General features: G+C 71.1%; 21 protein-coding genes. 5 read left to right on the plus strand and 16 right to left on the minus strand.

Going from position 1 to position 21,924, the window contains the following annotated elements; all coding sequences use genetic code 11:
• Nucleotides 1–19 precede the first annotated feature (19 nt).
• The 6 genes from OG841_RS44195 to OG841_RS44220 form a co-directional block, all read right to left on the minus strand.
• Nucleotides 20–1,759 (minus strand): PP2C family protein-serine/threonine phosphatase, encoded by a 1,740-nt coding sequence (locus tag OG841_RS44195; RefSeq protein ID WP_365120436.1) that lies wholly within the window; start codon nt 1,757–1,759, stop codon nt 20–22.
• The gene (locus tag OG841_RS44200) at nt 1,743–2,828 is read right to left on the minus strand and encodes a SpoIIE family protein phosphatase (protein WP_328636205.1); all 1,086 of its coding nucleotides are present in this window, start codon (nt 2,826–2,828) and stop codon (nt 1,743–1,745) included. The genes OG841_RS44195 and OG841_RS44200 overlap by 17 nt, the downstream gene beginning before the upstream one ends.
• Complete coding sequence (locus tag OG841_RS44205; protein WP_328643435.1) at nt 2,825–3,268, minus strand: ATP-binding protein; 444 nt, start codon at nt 3,266–3,268, stop codon at nt 2,825–2,827. The genes OG841_RS44200 and OG841_RS44205 overlap by 4 nt, the downstream gene beginning before the upstream one ends.
• On the minus strand, nt 3,268–3,693 hold the full coding sequence (locus tag OG841_RS44210) for an STAS domain-containing protein (RefSeq protein ID WP_371569977.1): 426 nt from the start codon (nt 3,691–3,693) through the stop codon (nt 3,268–3,270). Before OG841_RS44210 ends, OG841_RS44205 begins: the two co-directional genes overlap by 1 nt.
• Nucleotides 3,690–4,589, minus strand: coding sequence for an STAS domain-containing protein (locus OG841_RS44215; protein WP_328636204.1), 900 nt, complete (start codon nt 4,587–4,589; stop codon nt 3,690–3,692). Before OG841_RS44215 ends, OG841_RS44210 begins: the two co-directional genes overlap by 4 nt.
• A 133-nt stretch (nt 4,590–4,722) precedes the next feature.
• Entirely contained in the window at nt 4,723–5,895 is a 1,173-nt protein-coding gene (locus OG841_RS44220) for a PP2C family protein-serine/threonine phosphatase (RefSeq protein WP_371569979.1), read from the minus strand.
• Between the two features lie 166 nt (nt 5,896–6,061).
• Here OG841_RS44220 and OG841_RS44225 point away from each other — a divergent pair, with 166 nt between their 5' ends.
• Complete coding sequence (locus tag OG841_RS44225; protein WP_328636202.1) at nt 6,062–6,496, plus strand: MarR family transcriptional regulator; 435 nt, start codon at nt 6,062–6,064, stop codon at nt 6,494–6,496.
• 241 nt (nt 6,497–6,737) lie between these two features.
• Here OG841_RS44225 and OG841_RS44230 read toward each other — a convergent pair whose 3' ends face one another.
• Together OG841_RS44230 and OG841_RS44235 are read right to left on the minus strand one after the other, a co-directional pair.
• Nucleotides 6,738–7,847 carry a hypothetical protein gene (locus OG841_RS44230; protein ID WP_328636201.1) on the minus strand — a complete coding sequence of 370 codons (1,110 nt, stop codon included), beginning with the start codon at nt 7,845–7,847 and terminating at the stop codon, nt 6,738–6,740.
• A 2-nt stretch (nt 7,848–7,849) separates the two neighbouring features.
• The gene (locus OG841_RS44235; protein ID WP_328636200.1) at nt 7,850–8,917 is read right to left on the minus strand and encodes a hypothetical protein; all 1,068 of its coding nucleotides are present in this window, start codon (nt 8,915–8,917) and stop codon (nt 7,850–7,852) included.
• A gap of 175 nt (nt 8,918–9,092) precedes the next feature.
• Here OG841_RS44235 and OG841_RS44240 point away from each other — a divergent pair, with 175 nt between their 5' ends.
• Nucleotides 9,093–9,440, plus strand: coding sequence for an antibiotic biosynthesis monooxygenase family protein (locus tag OG841_RS44240; RefSeq protein WP_328636199.1), 348 nt, complete (start codon nt 9,093–9,095; stop codon nt 9,438–9,440).
• Here the strand turns inward: OG841_RS44240 and OG841_RS44245 are convergent.
• From OG841_RS44245 to OG841_RS44265, 5 genes are all read right to left on the minus strand, one after another.
• A complete protein-coding gene (locus tag OG841_RS44245) occupies nt 9,418–11,748 on the minus strand; it encodes an FdhF/YdeP family oxidoreductase (RefSeq protein WP_328636198.1) in 2,331 nt (776 codons plus the stop codon). The genes OG841_RS44240 and OG841_RS44245 overlap by 23 nt on opposite strands.
• A gap of 50 nt (nt 11,749–11,798) precedes the next feature.
• Complete coding sequence (locus tag OG841_RS44250; protein ID WP_328636197.1) at nt 11,799–12,419, minus strand: SRPBCC family protein; 621 nt, start codon at nt 12,417–12,419, stop codon at nt 11,799–11,801.
• Nucleotides 12,420–12,662: 243 nt separating this feature from the next.
• Nucleotides 12,663–14,513, minus strand: a complete 1,851-nt coding sequence (locus OG841_RS44255) for a phospholipase C (RefSeq protein WP_365120441.1) — start codon at nt 14,511–14,513, stop codon at nt 12,663–12,665.
• 163 nt (nt 14,514–14,676) lie between these two features.
• Nucleotides 14,677–15,888 (minus strand): iron uptake transporter deferrochelatase/peroxidase subunit, encoded by a 1,212-nt coding sequence (gene efeB, locus OG841_RS44260; protein WP_328636195.1) that lies wholly within the window; start codon nt 15,886–15,888, stop codon nt 14,677–14,679.
• Nucleotides 15,885–17,132: an EfeM/EfeO family lipoprotein gene (locus OG841_RS44265; protein ID WP_328636194.1), complete on the minus strand. Its 1,248-nt coding sequence runs from the start codon at nt 17,130–17,132 to the stop codon at nt 15,885–15,887. Before OG841_RS44265 ends, efeB begins: the two co-directional genes overlap by 4 nt.
• 220 nt (nt 17,133–17,352) lie before the next feature.
• On the opposite strand from OG841_RS44265, the gene OG841_RS44270 reads away from it, so the two are divergent.
• A complete protein-coding gene (locus OG841_RS44270) occupies nt 17,353–17,931 on the plus strand; it encodes a TetR/AcrR family transcriptional regulator (RefSeq protein WP_365120443.1) in 579 nt (192 codons plus the stop codon).
• Between the two features lie 267 nt (nt 17,932–18,198).
• On the opposite strand, the gene OG841_RS44275 is transcribed toward OG841_RS44270, so the two are convergent.
• A complete protein-coding gene (locus tag OG841_RS44275; RefSeq protein WP_328636192.1) occupies nt 18,199–18,747 on the minus strand; it encodes a GNAT family N-acetyltransferase in 549 nt (182 codons plus the stop codon).
• A 236-nt stretch (nt 18,748–18,983) separates the two neighbouring features.
• On the opposite strand from OG841_RS44275, the gene OG841_RS44280 reads away from it, so the two are divergent.
• Nucleotides 18,984–19,226 (plus strand): DUF5302 domain-containing protein, encoded by a 243-nt coding sequence (locus tag OG841_RS44280; protein ID WP_059209864.1) that lies wholly within the window; start codon nt 18,984–18,986, stop codon nt 19,224–19,226.
• 565 nt (nt 19,227–19,791) lie between these two features.
• Nucleotides 19,792–20,709 carry an LLM class flavin-dependent oxidoreductase gene (locus OG841_RS44285; RefSeq protein ID WP_328636191.1) on the plus strand — a complete coding sequence of 306 codons (918 nt, stop codon included), beginning with the start codon at nt 19,792–19,794 and terminating at the stop codon, nt 20,707–20,709.
• Nucleotides 20,710–20,946: 237 nt separating this feature from the next.
• On the opposite strand, the gene OG841_RS44290 is transcribed toward OG841_RS44285, so the two are convergent.
• Both OG841_RS44290 and OG841_RS44295 read right to left on the minus strand, forming a co-directional pair.
• Nucleotides 20,947–21,276, minus strand: a complete 330-nt coding sequence (locus tag OG841_RS44290) for a TfoX/Sxy family protein (RefSeq protein ID WP_365120446.1) — start codon at nt 21,274–21,276, stop codon at nt 20,947–20,949.
• Nucleotides 21,276–21,734: an SRPBCC family protein gene (locus OG841_RS44295; RefSeq protein ID WP_328636189.1), complete on the minus strand. Its 459-nt coding sequence runs from the start codon at nt 21,732–21,734 to the stop codon at nt 21,276–21,278. Before OG841_RS44295 ends, OG841_RS44290 begins: the two co-directional genes overlap by 1 nt.
• Nucleotides 21,735–21,924 lie beyond the last annotated feature (190 nt).

A 21,924-nucleotide genomic window follows, 5' to 3' on the forward strand; every position in this document is an offset into this window, starting at 1 on the left:
GGCTGTGGTTCAGAGGCTTTCACGGCGTCACGGTGTGGCACAGCAGCAGGCAGACGTCGTCGTCCCGTTCGGAGTCGTGCAGGAGGGGTTTGAGCAGCGCGTCGGCGGCGGCGTTCAGGTCCTGTTCCAACTCCGGTGTGTTCAGCGCCGCGAGGGCGTGGCTCAGACGGCCGATACCGGGGTCGATGCCCTGCCCCCGGCGTTCGACCAGGCCGTCGGTGTACAGGACCAGGGAGGAACCGGCGGGCAGGTCGGCCCGGTGATCCGTGTACACGTAGTGCAGCGGGATGCCGAGCATCACGCCGGGTTTGGCGTCCAGGACCCGTACGGTGCCGTCGGCGGCGCGCACGACCGCGGGCGGGTGGCCGGCCGACGCCCAGACCACTTCCGGTTCGCCCGGCCGGAAGCGGGCGATCAGCGCGGTGGCGTACAGGTCGGGCTGCAGGTGGCCGAGCATGCGGTGCAGGCGCGTGAGGATCTCGCCGGGGGTGGCGTTCTCGACGGCGTAGGCGCGCAGGGCCGTGCGCAACTGGCCCATGACGACTGCGGCGTGCAGTCCGTGGCCGGTGACGTCCCCTATGACGGCCAGCAGGCTGCCGTCGGGCTGGAGGAAGGCGTCGTACCAGTCGCCGCCGATGTTCATGCCCCAGGTGGCGGGCAGGTAGCGCGCGGCGAGCAGCACGCCGGGCGGGGTGGGCAGTTCGGTGAGCTGGGCACGCTGCAGGGCCACGGCGGTGTTGCGGGACTGCTGGTAACGGTGGGCGTGGTCCAGGGCGACGCCCACGCGGCGGGCGAGTTCGACCAGCATGACGGAGGTGTCCTCGTCGAAGCGGGGGCCGGGGGCGGTCAGGGTGAGCACGCCCAGCAGGCGCTGTGCGACCAGCGGGATGGCCAGCAGCGGCCGCTGGGGGGACAGGACGGAGGGCGGGAGGTCCTCGACGCCGGGCAGGCCGCCGGGGTGGGCCGCGGCGTGCTGGGGACGGCCCGTGCGGGCGGCGGCGACGGCGGCGGCCGAGTGCTCCCGGACGCGGAGTGCGTGCTCGTCGTCGTGGTCCGCGTACTCCTCCTCGTCGAAGAGCCAGACGTCGAGATGCTCCGCGTAGTCCGGCACCAGCATGTCGGAGAGGCGGCGCAGGATGGCCGTATGACTGAGCGACGAGGTGATGGCGGCGCTGGCGTCACCGAGAAAGGTCAGCAGGCGCCGGGCTCGTTCCGCCTCGGCGCGCGCGGTCCGCTCGGCTTCCAGGAGGTCGCGCTGGGCGCGTGCCGCGGCCTCCAGGTCGGCATGGAGCGCAAGAACGCCCTGGTTGGTCTGATGCAGTTCCTCCCGGTGCAGCCGGACCAGGCTCTCCTGCTCGTCGAGGAGGTTCAGCACCGCCGCGGTGTTCTCGTCGGCGCGCAGGAGGGCCTCCGGCAGCGAGGTGGCGACGCCCAGTCCGTCCTGGGCGCGCTGGTGAGGCAGGGAGCACGTGAGTGAGGGCGCTGCGTCCAGCGGGCCCGGCCCGGACTGGCCCACCGGGCTCAACCGAGCCTCGAGTCGACCGGTCTGCCCGGTGGCGGACTGCCGGACGTGGAGCAGGAGTTCCCACTCTCCGCCCCGGCCGAGGCAGCGGCGCAGCCGCGCCGTCAGCGCGGTCAGGAAGCGGGTTCGTTCCAGCGCCGGTGCCCCGGCGTCCGTGGCGATGCGGTCGACGGCGGCGCGGGCCCGGGCGGCGTCGGCGACGGAGGCGATGTTCCAGACGTCAGGGGGTGCGGTCATGCGGGTCCGTCCGGGGAGCAGGGGTCAGTACGGCCACACTGGCGTCGTCGCGCAAGGGGCGGGCGGCGCTGCCGGCGTCCCTCAGGACGACCGCGGCCACCACGGCCGGGTCGTGCAGGCCGAGTTGGGGATCGCCGGGAGGCACCCAGCGGCTGGGGAGTCCGTCGCTGTGCAGGACGAGCAGACTGTCCGGCGCCCAGTCGGTCGCGGCCAGCGGCACGGTGGCGGGGAAGTGGGCTCCGACGATGCCCGGGTGGGAGATGAGGGGCCGCCACGCGCCGTCGGTGCGCAGCCTGGCGCCGATGTTGCCGACACCGGCGAACGAGAGCCGGTCGCTGTCCTCGTCCAGCTGTGCGACGCCGACGGCCGCGCCTCGCGTGGCCCGCAGCGCTGTGTGCAGTTGCCGAAGGATCTCGGCCGGGGGCAGGTCGGCGCACCGGCGCAGTTCTTCTACGGCGGCGGTGGACGCCTCGGCCGCCTTCTGCCCGTGGCCCAGCCCGTCCACGAGCATCAGCGTGACGCGCGGACCGGAGCGCACCCGGCTGAAGGCGTCTCCGGAGAGCTCGGCGTGAGCGAGGGAGGTGGTGATCCCTCCGGCCCGGGTGCCCGTGCGCGAGCGGACCTCCCGGGGCTGAGGGCCGCCGGGCGCCCGGGCCGGGGCGATGCGTGCCACCGCGACGGTGCCCCCACCCGGTCGGCTGTGCAGGTCGAACTCGCTGGAGATGCGTCGGCAGGTGCCCAGGCCCGCCCCCAGGGAGGAACGGGCGGTCGTGTGACCGTCCCGCATCGCTGCCGGGATGTTGTCGATGCCGGGTCCGTGATCGAGCGAGGTGATCTGCACGCAGGGCACGTTCTCGGCGCAGGTGTCGGAGGGGGCGGCCAGATTGATGAGGACGCGCCCGCCGCCGGCGTGCTTGACGAGGTTGGTGCCCAACTCGGTGGCCACCAGCGCCGCGACCGCCGTGGAATGCGCGTCCAGTCTCGCGCCGGCGCAGGCGGCTTCGGCGGCGACGCGTACGTCCCGGACGCGGGTGCTGTCCTGGACCGGGATGTCCCACACCCTGCTCAAGGCGCACCTGTGCGGGGCGCGGGCAGGCCGGAGACCCAGTCGGTGATGGTGACAGTGGTGCCCTGGCCGGGACGGCTGTCGAGAGCGAACTCCTTGACGAGCCGCTTGGCCCCGCTCAGCCCCATGCCCAGGCCGCCGCCGGTGGTGTAACCGTCGGTCATGGCGAGCTCGACGTCCCGGATGCCGGGGCCCGCGTCGACGAAGGACAGCCGCAGTCCGCGGTGGGTGCCTTCTGCCAGCACCGTCATCTCCATGTGCCCGCCGCCGCCGTGCACGAGGGCGTTGCGGGCCAGTTCGCTGGCGGCGGTCACCAGTTTCGTCTGCTGGACCAGATTGAAGCCGAGGTCGGCAGCGCTCTGGCGCACTTGTTGTCGTACCCAGGCCAGGTCGGCGTCCGAGCCGATGGGCAGACGCGTGGTCGCGGTGATGGGGGCATGCATCATGCACCCTCTTCCAGGTGAGCGGTCGGAGCCGCCGAGGACGCCCGGCCCAGCAGGGACAGCGCCTTCTCGACGTTCAGGGCGGTGCTCAGGCCGGGCAGGGTGAGACCCAGTTCGACCAGGGTGATGGCCACCGCCGGACGCATGCCGGCCAGTGTGGTGCGCGCGGCCAGCAGGCGTGCGCTCGCGGCGATCTCGGCCAGGACACGGCCGAGGAAGGAGTCGATGATCTCCACGCCGGAAAGGTCGATCACCACACCCGCGACGGGCATCGGACTGGACGCTATGCGCCGGGAGATGTCGTGCTGGAGTTGTTCGGCGGCCCCGTCGTGCAGTTCTCCCTGCAGGGTGACCAGCAGGACGTCTCCCAGGGCCAGTACCGGTACGGGGCCCGGTCCGGGATGCATGGCGGGGAGGCCGGTCACCGCGGGCCCGCCTCCGTGACGGGGCGCGCGGAGACGACGATGCCCTGCCGGGTGAGCGCGTAGGCCAGCGCGTCGGCGAGGCCGGCCCGAGTGATGATCGACCCGAGGTCGATGCCGAGCTGGACGATGGTCTGCGCGATGGCGGGACGGATCCCGGAGACGATGCACTCCGCGCCCATCAGCCGGGCCGCGGCGACCGTCTTCATCAGGTGCTGGGCCACGAGCGAGTCGACGGTGGGGACGCCGGTGATGTCGAGGATGGCGTACGCGGCCCGCTGGTCCACGATGGCTTCGAGCAGGCTCTCCATCACGACCTGGCTGCGGGCGCTGTCCAGGGTGCCGATCAGCGGTACGGCGACGACGCCGTCCCACAGCTTGATGACGGGCGTGGCCACCTCCAGGAGCTGCTGGCGCTGCCGGGCGATGAGCTCCTCGCCCGCGCTCACCGTCGTCTCCATGATCACCAGGCGCAGCGTGGAGGTCAGGACCGTCACCGCCTGCGTGCAGGCGGTGACCCGCGCGTCGTCGGCGTCGTCCTGGAACTCGGCACGCAGCAGCGCGGTCACGGGCTCGCGCAGGCCCGCGACCTCGCCGGCGATCTGCGTCGGCGTGAACCCGGCCCGGGCCCGGGCCGCGGCCATCCGGCCGAGCTGGTCTCTCACGGTGAAGAATCCGGGAGCCTCGACATCCTCCAGCCGTCCGGAGCGGGACACGTCGGCCAGGGCGTCCACCACCGCTTTGCACGCCTCGACCGCCTCGTCCCGGGAGACGGTGAAGACCGTACGGAACAGGGCGGCGTCCGCCCAGCGTTGGGCGATCTGTTCACGACGGTGTTCCAGAAAGGCACCCAGCTCCTTCGCCGTCCCCGGGGCCGTGTCGTGCTCCGCCACCTGCATCGTCTCCTTGCCTGCGAGGCCGTAGGGCCCGCCGGGCGGTCAGGCCATGTAGCAATTATTGCCGCATGGCAAACGTTAACGCGAGCGTGTGGGGCGAACAACATGCGGTCGCCGCCATGGGATCGTTCGTCCGTCACGTGAACTGTGGCCTGCCACGCCAGTCCAGACACACGATCAGCGCGTCGTCGTCCGGCATGGCTTCGCCGCGGTGGCCGGTGAGCTCCCGCAGGATCGCGCGCGGCACCTCTGCGGCGGGCAGCAGTCGCGTGGAGTGGATGGCCCGGGCGAGCGCTGCCTCTCCGTAAGCCTCTCCCTTGGGGGAAGCCACGGCATGGACGCCGTCGCTGACGAAGACGAGCCGGTCACCGGGCTCGACGTGGAAGTCCTGCGCCACGTAGTCGGTCTCCTCGAACATGCCCAGCGGGAGCTGGGCGTCGAAGGCGACGCGTTCCACGCTCCCGCCGCGCAGACGCAGCAACTGTGGGGAGCCGGCGTCCACGACGGTCGCCCGGCCGCTGGCCAGATCGAAGTCGAACATCAAAACGGACACATAGCAGTGTCCCCGGTAGTGGGCGTAGACGGCCTGGTCCGACAGGGCCGCCTGGTCCGCGATGGAGAGCCCGGCACGCCGTGCGTTGCGCAGCGCTTTGATGGCCAGGTTCGTCAGCAGGGAGGCCTCGATGCCCTCGCCCATGCCGTTGGTGACGTACAGCATCAGATGGTCGGCGGTGGCGGACCAGTCGAAGTTGTCGCCGAAGATGGCGTAGGCAGGCTCCAGTTGGGCCCCCAGGTCGTACTCCGGGCGGGAGCAGGCGCGGCCGGGCAGCAGCTGCCACTGCATCTCGGCGGCCAGCGTCAGCCGGTCCTTGCGCCGCGCCTGGAGATACACGTCGGTATCCCGCTCGGCCACGACCACCTCGTGCCCCAGTACGTCGGCGATGTCTGCCAGTTCGGACTCCCACCGGTGCGCGGCGTCGCCGTCGGACAGCGTGAGCGACAGCACGCCGAGCCGGTCGCCGCGCACACTGACCGGCAGATGCAGGCGGGTCCGCCCGTTCCGTCCTTCCTCCCGGTACGGCTTCTGGGAGCCGAAGGCCCGGCCGGGCGGGCTGTTGTGCACCGACATCGGCACCAGCGTGTGCGGCAGCACCGACACCGGCTGGAGCACGCTCAGGCCGTAGTCGGCCATGAACAGCTCGACGTCCTCCGCGCCGTACTGCTCGATCAGTACGGCGCGGATGGCGTCGAGCAACTCGTGGGGGGCCGCTGTACGCAGAGCGCGTTCAACGGCCAGAAATCTCTTCATGATGTGAAATACACCTGTCCTTCGCCGGACGACGTACGGGGTCCCACTCATCCCGGTCCCGTGTGGTCAGCGCGTGTGCCTAGTAGGCTGACAGCAGCCCAGTGCCTGCGAGAGTGTGATCGTGACTGCCTTCCGCCGCCGCTCAGAGCGCGATGAGGTCGCACGCGTGACCACCACAGCCGTCGAGCTGCTGGAGGTCGTGTGGGGCCGGGCCTCGACCGCGCCCACCTCCGCGTCGCAGCTTCGGGTGCTGCACATCCTCGAACACCACGACGGCATCAACCTGCGCACCCTCGCCGAGTCCCTCGCCTCGACCCCGCCGTCCACCAGTCGGCTGTGCGACAGGCTGGTGGCGGCCGGGTTCGTCGAGCGGGTCGTGAGCGAGGAGAACAGGCGTGAGGTGCGGCTGCATCTCAGTGGTCCGGGCCGCGCCTTCCTCGTCGACCTGCGCGCCCGCAGGGAGAGGGAGTTGCAGACCGTGCTGGCGGACATGCCTGCCGCCAAGCGGGTCGCGCTGCTGGAAGGGCTGGAGGCGTTCTGCGTCGCCGCGGCCACGCAGATACACGACGACGCGGCGGATTCCGGCAGCCGGACCGCCTGAACCGACCATCGCGCCGACAGCGTCTTTGTCACCTCTCGACAGGTCCTTCCCCATACGTCCGACACGGTTGCTGTGTTGCTTCCCGGCTTTTGTTGTCAAACGGCAACAGTGCGTCTGACCGCCCTTACCCGAACTCGGTTACCCCGTCATGGCGAGTTCTTCGGTGGGTGTGCCGTTTGTCTCTCGAACGAGGGAAGCCGTGCATGTGCGGAGCCATCCGGGGAAGGGGATGGATTTCTGCTCAGCCGAAGCGCAACGTACGCGGCGCGAAGGTGCCTTCGGGGCCGTCGGCGCGGCCGACCGACCACACCGTGTCGGTGCCTGGTACCGGTGTCAGTCGCAGTGTCCGGGAGTCTCCCTCTCCCGCCACCGTCGGTTCGCTGTACTCGGTGAACGACTGGCCGTTCCAGGAGAGGAAATCCGGCCCCGGGACAAGCGGCGGAGAGCTGCCGGCCGGGCCCCACTTCTGCGAGCGGGCCACCGACACCCAGGCCAGTCCGCCGGACGGGGAGGCCGCCAGTGAGCTGATCGAGCCGAAATCGGTGGGGACGCTCACCCGGTTCCACGTCTGCCCGTCGAAGCGGAGCAGCAGCGGTGGAATCGGCCGGCCCGGCGGGCCGCCGACGAACCCGGCCGTGCCACCCGCCCATACCTCGGTCGGCGAGACCGCCAGCACACTGCCCACCGCCGACCGCGGGAAGCCGTCCACGATCGTCTGCTGCCACGCCTGCCCGTCCCAGTGGGACACGGCCGCACCGGAGTCGGTGGCGCCCGCGGCCCAGACGTCGTCGGCCGCCTTGACGTGCAGGCCGTACACCGCGCCCGGCGGCACGGGCATGTCCCGCCAGCCGCTCCCGTCCCGGCGCAGCAGCACCTGGGCACCGTCCCGTGAGCCGATCAGCCAGGTCTCATCGCCGCCGGTGACGACTTCGGTCAGCAGCACACCGGACGGCGGCCGGCTCTCCGACCAGGCGATGCCGTCGAAGCGGAGCAGACGGGCGCCGCCCGCCGCATCGCGGCCGACCGCCCAGACCATGGTCGGTGAGGTGGCGGCGATGGACAGCAGCTCTCCCTGCCAGCCGATCCCCCACAGGCTCTGGCGGTGCCACGCGGTTCCGTCCCAGCGCAGCACCAGCGGGAAGCCCGGCGCCTCGCGCCCCACGGCGTCCGCGCCCACGGCCCACGCCCGGTCCGGGCCGAGGGCGACAGCCTCGTTCAGCGCCGCCTGGGGGCGTACCTGTGCCGGAACCGGAACGTGCTGCCAGGACAGGGGCTGCGCCGCGGCCGAGCCCATGACCGCGATGAGGGTCATGGCGACAGCGAGGGCCGCGACGAGAAGTCTTCTTGTCATGCTCAGCCTCCCAGACGCTCGCTCATCAGGTTCGGTTTCGAGCCGTAGATCTCGACGGTGCCGAAGGACAGCAGTGAGGACCCCGCCCTCGTCAGCACACGCGGTGTGACGTCGATCGCGTTCGTGCGCTCCGGACCGTAGGAGAAGGTGGTGCGGGGGCCGTCCACCCGCGCGTACTTCGACTGGAACGCGCGGTCGCTGCGCACCGGCAGCCACAGAGCGCCGTCCGGGCCGCGCACCATGCCCTCGGTATAGGTGTCGCCCAGCGGCGGGTGGGAAATGCGCCAGACGCGTCCGTTGAAGGTCATCAGGTAGGTGCGGGCCACGCCGTCGGTGTACTGGCTGCCACCGATCGTGATCCGGCCGGAGGGTTCGAGCAGCAGCGTGTGCACGTTGCTGTCCGGCGGCAGCGGTACCTGCGCGTCCTGCCATGCCGTGCCGTCCCAGTGCAGGACGGCGGTCCCGGTGCTGGTGTCCGCCCAGGCCCACGCGTCGTCGGCGGCACGCGCGGTGACTCCCATCAGGTACAGCACGCCGGCCGGGGTGGTCTGTGCGGTCCAGCGCGAACCGTCGTAGTGCAGCACCTTCAGCCCCGTGGCGTCCTCACCGACCACCCACGCGGCTCCCGGCGTCGCGGTGAAGTCCTGGTAGGTCCACAGGGTTTGCGGCAGCGGGAGGGCACTCCACCCACTCGCCGACCGGCGCAGGATCTCGCCCTCCCCCGCGCGGTTGTGGAAGATCCACACGTCCGTGCCGACGAACTGCACCTTGCCGAGCCAGCCCGGCTCACCGGCACCGGGGAAGGTGGTGTCCCGGCTCCACGTCGTGCCGTTCCACCGGTACAACATCGGCCGCAATCCGTCGGAGGCCTGTTCGTACCCGGTCGCCCACGCCTCGGCCGGCCCGCGGGCGGCCAGATCGGACACGGTCACGGGCGGGGCCGCCGCGGGCACCGGTAGCGCCGACCAGCCCGGTGTCACGGCAGGGTTCTGTGGCACGGCCGCAGCCGGCGACACCACCGCGGCACACGCGATCACAAGACAGACGACGACCGCACGGAGACCGTTCACGAGACCTCCCAGAATGCGAAGGCCGCACACGTTATGGGCCTTCACCGATCCGTGGACAGACGGCATTCGGCCGATCGCGGTCCCTGGGAGCGTGGGGCAGCAGGGTTGCGGGTTCGGGCGGGGGCGCGAGATCGTTTGAGGCGATACTGCTGGTGTCGTCCTTCGGAGGCCCTGCGTGAGCGATCCCGTGCCCGCGTCGCTGCCCGCCCCGCCCTATTACGCGGTGGTGTTCACGGCAGTGCGGACGGCCGGCGACAACGGCTATGCGGAGATGGACGAGCGGTTGTTCAAACTGGCTGCCGACCAGCCGGGATTCCTCGGTGTCGATGCCGCTCGCGGTGCGAACGGCCTGGGGATCACGGTGTCGTACTGGAGGGACGAGGAATCGATCGCCGCATGGCGGGATCACGCAGAGCACGTCCTGGCCCGTGCGTACGGACGCGAGCACTGGTATGCCTCGTTCTCGCTCCACGTGGCCAAGGTCGAGCGTGCCCACGCCTTCACCCGCCCGGCGGACGCGTAGGTCCTGTTGCGTTCGGTCGGGCGGGCGTGGGCTCGAGGCGTACGACGATGCCCTTCGACGTGGGCTGGTTGCTGATGTCGGCGACGCTGTCCAGCGGCACCAGGACGTTGGTCTCGGGGTAGTAGGCAGCCGCGGAGCCCTGGGCGGCCGGGTACGGGACGATCTCGAAGTTCTCGGCGCGGCGCTCGGTGCCGTCCGCCCAGACGCTCACCAGGTCGACGTGGTCGCCCTGGGCGAGGCCGAGTTCGCGCAGGTCGGCCGGGTTGACGAGCACGACGTGGCGGCTGCCGTGGATGCCGCGGTAGCGGTCGTCGAGCGTGTAGGGGATGGTGTTCCACTGGTCGTGCGAGCGCAGGGTCTGCAACAGCAGATGGCCCTCGGGCGCCTTGGGGACCACGCCCTCGTTGCGGGTGAACAGCGCTTTGCCGGCCGAGGTGTTGAACACGCCCTCGTTGACGGGGTTGGGCAGTTGGAAGCCGCCGGGTCGTGTCACCCGCGCGTTGAAGTCGTGGAATCCCGGCACGATGCGGGAGATGCGGTCACGGATCGTGCCGTAGTCCCCCTCGAACCGGTCCCAGGGGATGTCCGGCTTGCCGTCGAGGGCGCGGCGGGCCAGCCGGCACAGGATCGCGACCTCGCTCAGCAGCAGGGGGGACGCCGGTTCGAGGCGCCCCTGGGAGGTGTGCACCTCGCTCATGGAGTTCTCGACCGTGACGAACTGCTCGCCGTCGGCCTGTACGTCGCGTTCGGTGCGGCCGAGGGTCGGCAGGATGAGCGCCGTGTCACCGCAGACGGTGTGCGAGCGGTTCAGCTTGGTGGAGATGTGGGCGGTCAGCCGGCACGAACGCATGGCCTCCTCGGTGATCTCGCTGTCGGGAGCGGCGCGTACGAAGTTGCCGGCCAGGGCGAGGAACACCTTGACGCGGCCCTCGCGCATCGCCTTGATCGCGTTCACCGAGTCGAGTCCGTGCGGGCGCGGCGGATCGAAGCCGAACTCCTTCTGCAGCGCGTCGAGGAAGGAGTCCGGCATCTGCTCCCAGATGCCCATCGTGCGGTCGCCCTGGACGTTGCTGTGTCCGCGCACAGGGCAGACGCCGGTGCCGGCGCGGCCGAGGTTGCCGCGCAGCATCATGAAGTTGACGATCTCCCGGATGGTGGGCACGCCGTGCTTGTGCTGGGTGATGCCCATCGCCCAGCAGACGACGACACGTTCGCTGCGCAGGACCTCGTCGTGGACCTTCTCGATCTCCGCGCGGGTCAGCCCGGTCGCCGCGCGCACGTCGTCCCAGTCGACGCTCCGGGCATGCCGCGCGAACTCCTCGAAGCCGGCGGTGTGGGCGTCGATGAAGTCGTGGTCCAGGACGGTGCCGGGCCGGGCGTCCTCGGCTTCCAGCAACAGGAGGTTGAGGGCCTGGAAGAGGGCGAGGTCGCCACCGGGCTTGATGTGCAGGAAGCGGTCGGCGATCTGGGTGCCCCGTCCGATGACCCCACGTGGTTTCTGCGGGTTCTTGAAACGCCGAAGCCCGGCCTCGGGCAGCGGGTTGACCGCCACGATGCGGGCGCCGTTGCGTTTGGCCTCCTCCAGGGCCGTCAGCTGGCGCGGATGGTTGGTGCCGGGGTTCTGCCCCACCAGGAAGATCAGGTCGGCGTGGTGGAGGTCGTCGAGGCTGACGGTGCCCTTGCCGGTGCCGAGCGTCTCGCTCAGGGCGAAGCCGCTGGACTCGTGGCACATGTTGCTGCAGTCGGGCAGGTTGTTGGTGCCGAAGGCACGGGCGAAGAGCTGCAGGACGAAGGCGGCCTCGTTACTGGCCCGGCCCGAGGTGTAGAAGACGGCCTCGTCCGGGGTGGCGAGGGAGGTGAGTTCTCCGGCGAGCACACCCAGGGCGTCGTTCCAGCCGATGGGCTCGTAGTGGTCCGAGCCCGGCCGCTTGATCATGGGTTCGGTGAGCCGGCCCTGCTGGTTGAGCCACATGTCGGAGCGCGAGGCGAGGTCGGAGACGCTGTGCTCACGGAAGAAGTCGGCGGGGATCCGGCGTTTCGTGGCCTCGTCGTTGATGTGCTTGGCGCCGTTCTCGCAGTACTCGTTGCGATGGCGCTGCCCCGGGACCGGATCAGCCCAGGCGCAGCCGGGACAGTCGATCCCGCCCACCTGGTTCATGGCCAGCAGGTCCACCCCGGTCTTGCGCGGGGAGGTCTGCTCCAGGGAGTACTCCAGCGCGTGCACGACCGCGGGGACCCCGGCCGCCCACTTCTTCGGCGGTGTCACCGAGAGGGTGGTCTCCGGCTCCTCGCCGGACGGGTTCTGCATCGCTTCGCCTTTCTCTTGCCGCGTCCGTCCTGCCGCGTCCGGTACGGGGGTCAGCCGACGGGCCACTGGGCCACACGGCTCCTCGGCGGTTCCGGGTGGTCGTGCTGTACCCGGCCGTTGCGGATGGTCCCGCGCCAGGCCCCGCCCTCCTGTCCCAGCCCCTCGATGAACTGCTTGAAGTGCTGGAGCTCGCGGCGGACCACCCGGGCGGTCACCTGCGTGACCTTGGAAGAGCCGGTGAGCCGTTTCGCGGCCCCGCGTGGCTCGAGCAGCATCCGGACGGTGATGGCCGTGCCGCCCGACTCCGTCGGCCTGAACTCCACCTCGCCCTGGTGCGAGGGGCGCTGCTCCAGGCCACGCCAGGCCAGGTAGGAGTCGGGGTCCTGCTCCACGATCTCCACCGCGAAACGGCGGCGCAGCGGCCCGTAGCCGATGGTCCACGCGGTCACGGTGGGCCTGACCTGTTCGACGCCGTGCACCACGGGCGAGAACCGGGGGAAGGTCTTGAACTGCGTCCACTGGTTGTACGCGGTCCGCACGGGCACGGCGACCTCGACCGTCTCCTCGACGTGCTGCCTCGGCAGCGGCCGGCGGCGGGTGACACCGTCGGGGTCGGGGCGCATGCCCGGCGTGTGCGGGACGGCCTGCCGGGAGTCCTGTTCGCGCGCCATCGTGGCCTCTCCTCCGGTGCAGGGATCCGGGCCTCGTGCACCCGCCTCCCTCTCGTGTGTCAGTGCTCCTCTCCCGGTTCCCCCATCGCGGTCTTCGAGTCGTGCGAATGCGCCTCCATCCTGCTCGGTCCCCGGCGTCGGGGTCCGGGGCGCCGTCGGCGGTCACCCGGCACAGGGGCAGCGCCCCTCGACCGGTCGTAGGGACCGTCAAGAGGCGCTGTGCCGGGTCGGACCTGCTGACGCTCAGCGCGTCGCGGCGCGCGTCCTGCGGCGGCGAAGGGCGAACACCGTGGTCGTGGCGACGGCGGTGGCGAGCCCGGCGGCGAGCGTGATCGGCAGGGCCGGGGAGGTGCTGCCGCTGTCGGCGGCGTTCTGTGCCTTGAGGTCCGCGACGTACGGCGCGTACGGGGTCGTGTCCGACGTGGCCGAGGACGCCTGGAAGTGGCGCGGAATCCTCTGCACCGACTTGACCGAGCCGTCGGTGTTCAGCAGGACCTGCTTGTTGTGGGGGTGCCGGAAGTCGAACATGCCGGTGAGGCTGCCCGCCCGCTGGTCGAAGGAGGCGCCGCCGATGCGGCCGGTGCGCCAATTGTTCTCGATGAACTGGGTGATCGACGTCTGCTCGGTGGCGGTGTGGTCGACCTTGTTGACCTTGCTGTAGGGGGAGATGACCAGCAGCGGCTGCCGGGTGCCGGGTCCGCACCGGTTTGCGTCACCGCCCGCGGCGGCGGGACCGGACTGGCAGGCGGGGCTGTCGAGGGCCTTGCCGTTGGAGCCGACGGTCGTGTCCTGGGAACCGTTGAGCACCTCGGAGGTGACGTGGTCGTACCAGCCGTCGGAGTCGTCGTAGGCGATCACGATCGCGGTGGACGTCCACTCCGGGGACTTCTGGAGGGCGTTGATCTCCTTGACCAGGAAGTGCTGCTCGTCGAGCGGGTCGGAGTAGCCGGCGTGGCCGTCCTGGTACTCGCCGGCCTTCAGGAAGCTGACCGCGGGCAGGTTTCCGGCATCGAGCGCGGCGTCGAAGTCGCTCAGGTCGTAGTTGTGGTTGGCGCGCCCGTCATGGCCGATCTCGGCGACGCTCCTGGGGGCGAGGTGGTGCGGGTTGGCCGTCGACTTGTAGTAGGCGAACGGGTTGTGGTGCGGGCTGTAGTCGACGGCCGCCGCGCCGCCCACGTTGGTGTGGGCGGTGTCGCACTTGGCGTAGTCGCTCCGCTCGCCGTCCCACGCGGTGCTGGGCCGGAAGCCGCCCTGGAACCAACCCCAGCTCACGCCCTTGGAGTTGAGCAGGTCACCGATGTTCCTGCCCTGCATCGCGGCGAGCGCGCTGGTGCTGGTGTGGTCCCTGTCCGCGCAGTCGTCGTAGGCCGGGTCGGGGTCGTTGACGACCGTACCGACGCCCTTGGCGTCCGGCGAGACCACGGCGTACGAGTCCGGCGTCCTCGTCTGCTTCGGGTTCTCGGTGCCGGTGGACGGGTCCACGGAGATGACGCCGTGCGTCTGACCGGAGACGAGATTGAGGGCACCTGGCGTGGAGGGGCCGTAGACCGAGCTGAAGGAGCGGTCGTTGAGGGAGTAGTGCTGGGCGTAGTTCCACAGCGCGGTGACGGTGTTGCCGTCGTAGTAGTCCACCACCAGGCCGGGCTCGCCGAACAGCCCGGTGCACTTGGTGACCTCGGTGTTCTCGACGTACTTGTCGGCCTTGCCGCCGTCGGCCGCGTACTGCTCGGGGCCGTAGGAGTGGTTCTGGTCGCAGGTCATGGCCTGGGAACCGGCCAGCCGCTCGGGGGCGTACAGGTTCGGGTTGTTCTTCAGCAGCCCGGCGCTCAGGAGGTTGTCGGCCTCCGGGGTGTGCTTGGCCGCGGTGAACCGGGTGCCGTCGGTGTTCGCCGCCTTGGGGTAGGTGGCGAAGTAGTGGTCGAACGAGATGTTCTCGTCGTAGATCACCACCATGTGCTTGATCGGCGTAGTGGTCGGAGTGGCGGGGTGGCCGTGGTGTGCGGTGGCCGCCGTGGCGGGCACCGCACCGGTCGCCGCGAGGGCGGCCGCGCCGAGCAGGGCGCCCACGGTTCTTGCTGTGGTCGAGCCGATCATGCTGTCTCGCCTTTCCAGGGAGCACGGGGGAGGGGGTTGCTCCAGGAACCCTCGGCCATGGTGACGGTGGATCAGGGGAGCGGCGATGACGCGCGGGCGAATGTTCGGTCAGGAACATCTCATGGGATTTTGAGCCGTTCTTGACCGGTATCGGCGGGCGGCATCACGCCATCAGAGCGCGACCCAGCCAGTCGGACGTGTTCCTCACCCCGGGCAGGGCGAAGAAGTAGCCACCGCCGAACGGGATGACGTAGTCGACCAGCGGCTCACCGGCCAGCCGTTTCTGCACGGTCTCGAACTGCCGGGTCAGGTCCTGCTGGTAACAGCAGAAGAGCAGACCCATGTCGAGGTTGCCGTTGCTGTCCGTACCCCGGTCGTAGTTGTAGCCGCGGCGCAGAATGCGCTGGTCGCCGGTGGAGCCGGTGCGCGGATTGGCGAGCCGGATATGGCTGTCCAGCGGGATCACCTCACCCTGCGGATCCTGCGCGTACCGCGGTGCGTCCCTCTCGTGGCGGCCGTCCAGCGGGGCGCCGGTGTCCCGGGCGCGGCCGAACATCCGTTCCTGCTCGGTGATCGAGACCCGGTCCCAGAACTCGACCAGCATCCGGATAAGCCGTACGACCTGGTAGCTGCCGCCCGCCGCCCAGTCCGGCTCACCGCTGTCCGCGCCCACCCACACCAGGCGGTCCATCGCCCGGCCGTCGGTCACGTCCGGGTTGGCGATGCCGTCCTTGAACCCCAGGTGGTTGCGCGGGGCCCCGGAGGGCCGGGAGGGGCTGACGAAGCCGTCCATGCGCCAGCGCACCTGCATACCGCCGCGGGTGTGCCGGGCGAGGTCGCGCAGGGCGTGCAGCACGGTGTCGATGTTGTCTGCGCACAGCTGCACGCTGAGGTCACCGTGGCACCAGGCGGCATCGAGGTCGTCGTCGGGGAAGGACGGCATGGTGGTGAGCCGGTGCGGTCTGCGGGTGGCGAGGCCGTAGCGGTCGTCGAAGAGCGAGGCACCGACGCCGACGGTGACGGTGAGCCGGTCGGCGGGGACCTGCGGGCCGAGGGTGCCGGAGTCGGCGGGCGGGGCGGTGATCCCGGGGGAGTCCGGGGAGCCTCCGGTGGTCAGGAAACGGGCCCGTTCGGTGAGCGTGCGCAGCAGATCGGTCAGTTCGGTGCGGTCTTGGGCCGTCGCGTCGAAGGACACGAACGCCGTGGCGCGCTGTGCCGGCGTGAGGATGCCGGCCTGGTGGCGGCCGTGGAAGGGCACGCTCGGGGTGTCGCTCGCGGCGCCCTCGGGAGCACCGGCCGCCACGAGGCCCGTGCCCGCCACGACGGCCGCTCCTGCCAGGAAGCCCCGGCGGCCCACCTGGTTCGCGGAGATCACGCGGTCCTCCGTACGTCGGTGAGGGCGGCGACATCGGCCAGCCGTTCGACAAGTTCGCCCAGGTCGGCGTCGACCTTCTCCCGCTGGGCGCGGGACAGTTCGGCGAGCGGGGTCCAGCGGCCGTCGTGGGCGAAGGCGTCCAGAGTGTGCCGGGCGCGGTTCGTCCACGCGTCGATTCCGGTCAGCCCGGTGGTGCGGGTCTTGAGGAGCGGGCGCAGGTAGCCGAGCAGGACCCGGGTGCCGTCGAGGTTGGCGCGGGCCGTGGCGAGGTTGGTGCCGCTGCCGTAGTCGGTGCGGCCGGTCAGTTCGAACTGCACGGTGTTCTCCAGGATCTCGTGGGCCCGCAGGCCGACGTCGGCCGGATCCATCCGCTGGTCGGGCCACCTGTCCCGCAAGGCGTGCACGGCTTCGTCGAGCCGGTCGGCCGGCCCGCGCAGGCCGCTCGCGGACTCGCCGTGCCACAGCCCGTACTCGACCCGGTGGAAGCCGGTGAAGTCCCGGTCACGCACCCCACCGGCCAGCCCGGCCGTGGTCCCGTCGATCTGCGCGTCGGCGTCGCCGAAGGTGCCGTAGGCGGCACCCATCCGCTCGTACACGAGATGCGCGGGCAGCCAGGCGGCCCGCGCGGCGGCCAGGTCCCCGCGGTCGACGGCCGCGCGCAGCACATCGGTCTCGCGGGCCAGCTCGACCGTGCGGGCCTGGATCCACTTCTGGTAGGCGAGAGTGGGCGGGATGAGCTCCTGCTGCGTGACCGGCACGGCGGCCGGGCCGCTCTTCACGCTCCCGCCGCCGGTGATCCGCACGGTGGGCCCGGTCACGGCGTCGGCGTCGTCGGGCAGGCAGGTGAAGGCGTACGAGCCGTTGCCGAGAGTTGCCCGGAGAGGCCGGGTCGTGCCGGGGCCGAGCCCCTCGACCTCGCCGTGGACCGCGCCGGTTCCGGCGTCGGTGAGATACACCTCCGCCGGGGTGGCGGAGGTGTTGTGCAGGTCGAAGACCTGGGGCCCCGGCACGGGGTGGGTCCAGCCGCGTCCACAGCCGCTGGTGGCGACCTGGATGGTGGTGTGGGGCAGACCGTCGGGGGCGAGGGCCTGTCCGTCCCTGCCCGCTCGTGCGTCTCCGGTGGCCAGTACGGCCACCGTCACCCCTGCCGAGACCACGAGGGCACCGGCCGCGAACAGCACGCCACGCCGCCGGAGGACCGGGAGGGGCGCGGCGGCCACGGCTCCGGGTTCGGGTGGGGACACGCCGGGGCTCCAGAGGGTCGTACGGGATTCATCGGGGCGCTGACGATCGTAAGCAGGCCGTCGGTCCCTGAAGCGCCTTCCTGACCAGCTCCTGACCAGAGGGAAAGCCAGAATTCGTCGGCGGTTCATCCACGGCTCGCCGCGTGCGGCGCGGGGAGGTTCACCCGAACGGCCTGCCCTGCAAGGCCCTGCGCGTGCCGTCCGTCCGGGTCTCCAGGGCGTGCAGCACGGCCACCATGTCTTCAGCGCTGCTCAGCTCATCCGGCGCGACGGGGTCGCCGCCACCGGCATGCGTGAGGTCGCCGCACACGCCGGCGCGCCGCGCGGTTCGCTCCAGCACTACTTCCCCGGCGGCAAGGAGCAACTGGTCAACGAGGCGGTCGAGTGGGCAGCCCGGTACGCGGGCAACCGGGTCGCTCGTTTCCTCGCCGCCCTGCCCGAACCGACGCCTGGCGGGCTGTTCGCGGAAATGGTGCGCCAGTGGACCGACGAGTACGAGAGCGTCGGCTTCGCGGGAGGCTGCCCCGTCGCCGCCGCCACAGTGGACTGGGCGGAGTCGACCACGTCCACCCGGGCGGCCGTCGCGGACGCGTTCGCCACCTGGACCGCTCCGGTGGCCCGGGCGCTGACCGGCATGGGCGTGCCCGGGGAACGAGCGGCGGCGCTGGCCACCCTCATGGTCAGCGCCTTGGAGGGAGCGATCCTCATGGCCCGGGCGGAGCGGGACGTACGTCCGCTGACGACCGTGGCCCGCGAACTCGGCCCCCTCCTCGACGCGGCGGTGAGCAAGGACGGCTGACCGACGAGGGTGGCCAGGGTCACGCCGAGCAGGGGAGTTCGAACTGCGAGGGGTCGCTCCTGCTGACGCGCGCGGAGGCGATCGAGATGGCCGGTCCGCTTCCCCTGGCACTGGCTGGGCCCGGTTGACGCATCGGCGGAGACGGCCGAGCTCCGGGACGCGACCACCGGACCGGTGACTCGCCACGGCCACGGGCGTGCAGCACCACGAGGCCTGGGAGAACAGCGCGGTGGAGTGGTCCGCCACGTCCAGGCGACCGTGTCGACATCAAGCGAGCGGTGTGACCGGGGACCACTCGCCCATCCACTGTTCGGCGTCCCACTTGACGAACCTTTGCACCTCGGTGAACCCCAGCCTGGCCGCGAGTCGCATCGAGCGGGCATTGGCGGTCTGGGTGTAGAGCACCACCGGCACGCCGGGACGTGCGTGGGCGAACCAGTCGAGTGCCGCTGCGCACGCCTCGGCGGCGTACCCGCGTCCCCATGCGCCCGGCAGGAACAGGTAGCTGAGCTCGGCCTCCCCGGCGTCCGCACGGACATTGCCACGACGCTCCGCTTCGCGCCGGCTGACCTCGACAGTGCCGATCATCGCTCCGTCGAGCTCGATCACGAAAAGGCCAGGGCGCCGCCCGGGCGTCTCGGGCACCGAGCGCTCGAGCTCATCACGCGGTTGTGGTCCACCGAGGTAGGTATGCACCTCCGATGAGGCGAGCAGCTCGATGAACGCGGCACGGTCCCGGGCCTCGGACTCGCGGAGCACGAGCCGCTCGGTTCTGATGGGGGCAAGTGGCCAGGCGACGACACCGAGTTCAGTCATGACGGGCAACTTATCGCAGGCCCGGGAGACCGAGCCGTCGCGTCGGCTACAGGTCCGGTCGGTCGGGGTTCCACCGGTACTGCGCGTCCTGGTTCTTCAGCAGCAGGCCATGCGCCCACGCCCACAGACTCCACGGACCGCACCGCACCCGTACGCCTGAGAACGGACACCGGCGCCCCGTACCGCGCCCGGCATGACAAGCTGTGATTCCCACTGCCCGAACCCAGGAGGTCACGATGACCGCAGAAGCTGCATCCCCAGAAGGTTCGGAGCCGGCTGAGCCCGAGACGTCCGCACTCGCGCCCGACAGCGACGGCAACTACGACCTCAAGCGCAAGTTCCGCGAGGCCTTGGCGCGCAAGCGCGGTGCGCAGGCGGATGCCGCCGACCTCGCTGCCAACCCCCAGGCCTCGAAGATCCGTGGAGCGCACGGCCCGGCTGCGAGCCAGCGGTCGTTCCGGCGGAAGAGCGGGGGCTGAGCCGGAGCGGTTCCGGGAAGCTGCCGCTGCTGAGGGGCGACGACGTCGTCGTGGCCGCGCTGTGATGGCCACGACCAGAACCCGATCCACCATGCCGACGGACTGACGGCAGCCGGTCGCTCGGACGGGCTGATGGAGCAACGACCGCCCGTGGGGGAGTTCATGAATTCCCCCACGGCGATCTGGGCTCTGGTCTTCAGTGGCCGATGGTGAAGCGGCGCTGAACGAAGCCCGAGCTGGTCGAGGACGGTGTACAGGACTCTTCGGAGTTCGGCGCGCACCGCTCCTGGTTCGATCCGGAGGCTGCCGGCGCCGCCGATCACGATGATCGCCGCACGGTGTCCTCACGCCCCGCCTTCCCCGACCTGCCACCCGCAGCCGTCGCCCACCTCCCGCGTATGTCGGCCCTCCAGCGCCGGCACTGAACGGAGGCCTGGGCGGCCACGCGCCCGACCGACCCGCGCTGCGTGTGCAACGGCCCGCGCTCCGAGGCTGGTCGAGGTGGCTGTCACCCCCGCCGGGATACCCCGTTGAACGAGCTGTCACCGCCACATAGGTTCCGCGTATGACGAACGTACGGATCGGCGTGATGTACGACCGCGACTGGGCCCCGGAGGGGCTGCCCGACTTCGCGCGGCAGGCAGAGGCGCTCGGCGTGGACGACGTGTGGGTGGTGGAGGACCTCGGGTGGAACGGCGGGGTGTCGGCAGCGGCCGTGGCCCTGGGAGCCACGGAACGCATCAAGGTGGGCATCGGCATTGCCCCGGCCCCGTTGCGCAGCCCGGCGCTTCTGGCGATGGAACTGGCCACGTTGGCACGGGTGTTCCCCGGACGGCTGGTGGCCGGCATCGGGCACGGGGTGCAGGAGTGGATGGCCCAGGTGGGCGCCGCGGCCCGTTCCCCGCTGGCCCTGCTGGAGGAGACGATCACCTCGGTACGCGCCCTGCTGCACGGAGAGCGGGTGGAACTCGCGGGCCGCGAAGTGCACCTGGACGGAGTCCAGTTGACACATCCGCCCGCCGAAGTGCCGCCGGTGGTCGCGGGCGTTGTGCGCGCTCGCTCCCTGGAACTGTCCGGCCGGGTCGCGGACGGCACCGTGATCACTGAGGGCCACGGACCGCGCGACCTGGAGAACGCCCGCGTGCTGACCGCCAAGGGCGGCGCCGCGTCCGACCACGCCCTGACGGTCTTCGCCTTCGCCTGCGTCGGTGAGGACGCCGACGAAGTGGCCCGGGTCCTGCACCCGCACATCGAGGGCCACGGCGCCTGGCTCGGCCGCCCGCCGCACGAGGTGTTCACCGTCTCGGGCCCCGCCTCGCAGGCAGCCGAGCGTCTTCGTGCTCTGGCGACGGCCGGCGCGGACACGGTCGTCCTGCGGATCGCCGGCCCTGATCCGCTACTTCAACTGGAAGCCGTACTGGATGCCCACCGCGGTGGGACCGCGGAACCGACGCCCCGGAGCCGGTCGGTGAACCCGATCTGATCGGCGTCTACGACGCGGCCGCCGAGCCGGCCCGGGGACGGCTCGGGTATGCCTCCGAAGAAGTTCCACTCCTGGGGTCCCAGTGATACCCGGACCGGCCGGCCGCTTGGCCAAGGGGTCGTGGCCCGGCGGGTGATGCGCGAACGCACTCCCGCCGGGACCGCGAACCCACCGCACCCCAGGGCCGCGCCCGCCGTCGCGCCCATGGTCCGTGGGACATGGCAGCGGCCGCGACCACTACTTGGGCGGCAGACTCGCTGCGAAGGCGCGTCCCTCGTCGATCCACGCTCCCAGGGCCTCGTCCTCCGTCACGGCGGACCCGGCGACCACGACCCAGCCGCGCATCGGGCGGCCGGTCATGTCGAAGACGCGCGCCCCGGGCCGGGCGAGGGCCGCGTCGGCGGCGTCGGGACCGATCCGGACCATGAGCTCGTCGCCGGTTACGCCGACGGCCATGTTGCCCCGGTACAGGAAAACGATGCTGCCGAACATGCGCTTCTCGGTGATGTCGTGATCCGCGCCGAGGTATTGGCGGATGCGCTCGGCGAGCCCTTCGTCGTACGCCATCAGATGTCTCCTTGCCGCTCGGAGAGTCTGCGCTCGAGGTCACGCAGATCCTTGGTGAGGGAGGAACGGACCTGGCGGGCGAGCAGGGGTGATGCCAGGCGCAGAACACCGTCGGGGCCACCGCGGACCCGGATGGCTGCGAGTGTGCCGCGCGGGTGCGCCTCGAAGGAGTAGGTCACGTGCATCGGCATGGGAGCGACCACGGAGACCATGTCCAGCAGCCTCGGGGGTTCGTACGCGGCCACACGCAGGACGTAGTCGATGCGCCGGCCGAGAAAGTACGCCGTACGGGTGACCTCGGCGCCCGTCCCGAATCCGCCGCCGTCCGTCTGCCGGGTCAGCTCCGCCCTACGGATGCCCTGCGTCCACTCGGCGTCGTGTCGCCAGTCCATGGCGTACGCCGCCACCCGCTCGGGCGGCAGCGGGATCTGGCGCCGCACTGTCACGTCGATCGTCATCGTCTCACCGCCTCGTACCCCTGACCCCGGTTGCCGTCGGTGCGCTCCGTCGCTTCCAGCATGGCCGTGATCGTCGGCGGGTGCGCGCCGCAGGGGTCGCGCCCACCTCGGAGAACGACTCCACCAGAGGTGGGGACGGAACAACGGGAGAAACGACCTCTGAAGACAGTCGACCGATTGTTTCGCGTAA

The organism is Streptomyces canus, assembly GCF_041435015.1.
Classification (GTDB): Bacteria; Actinomycetota; Actinomycetes; order Streptomycetales; family Streptomycetaceae; genus Streptomyces; species Streptomyces canus_G.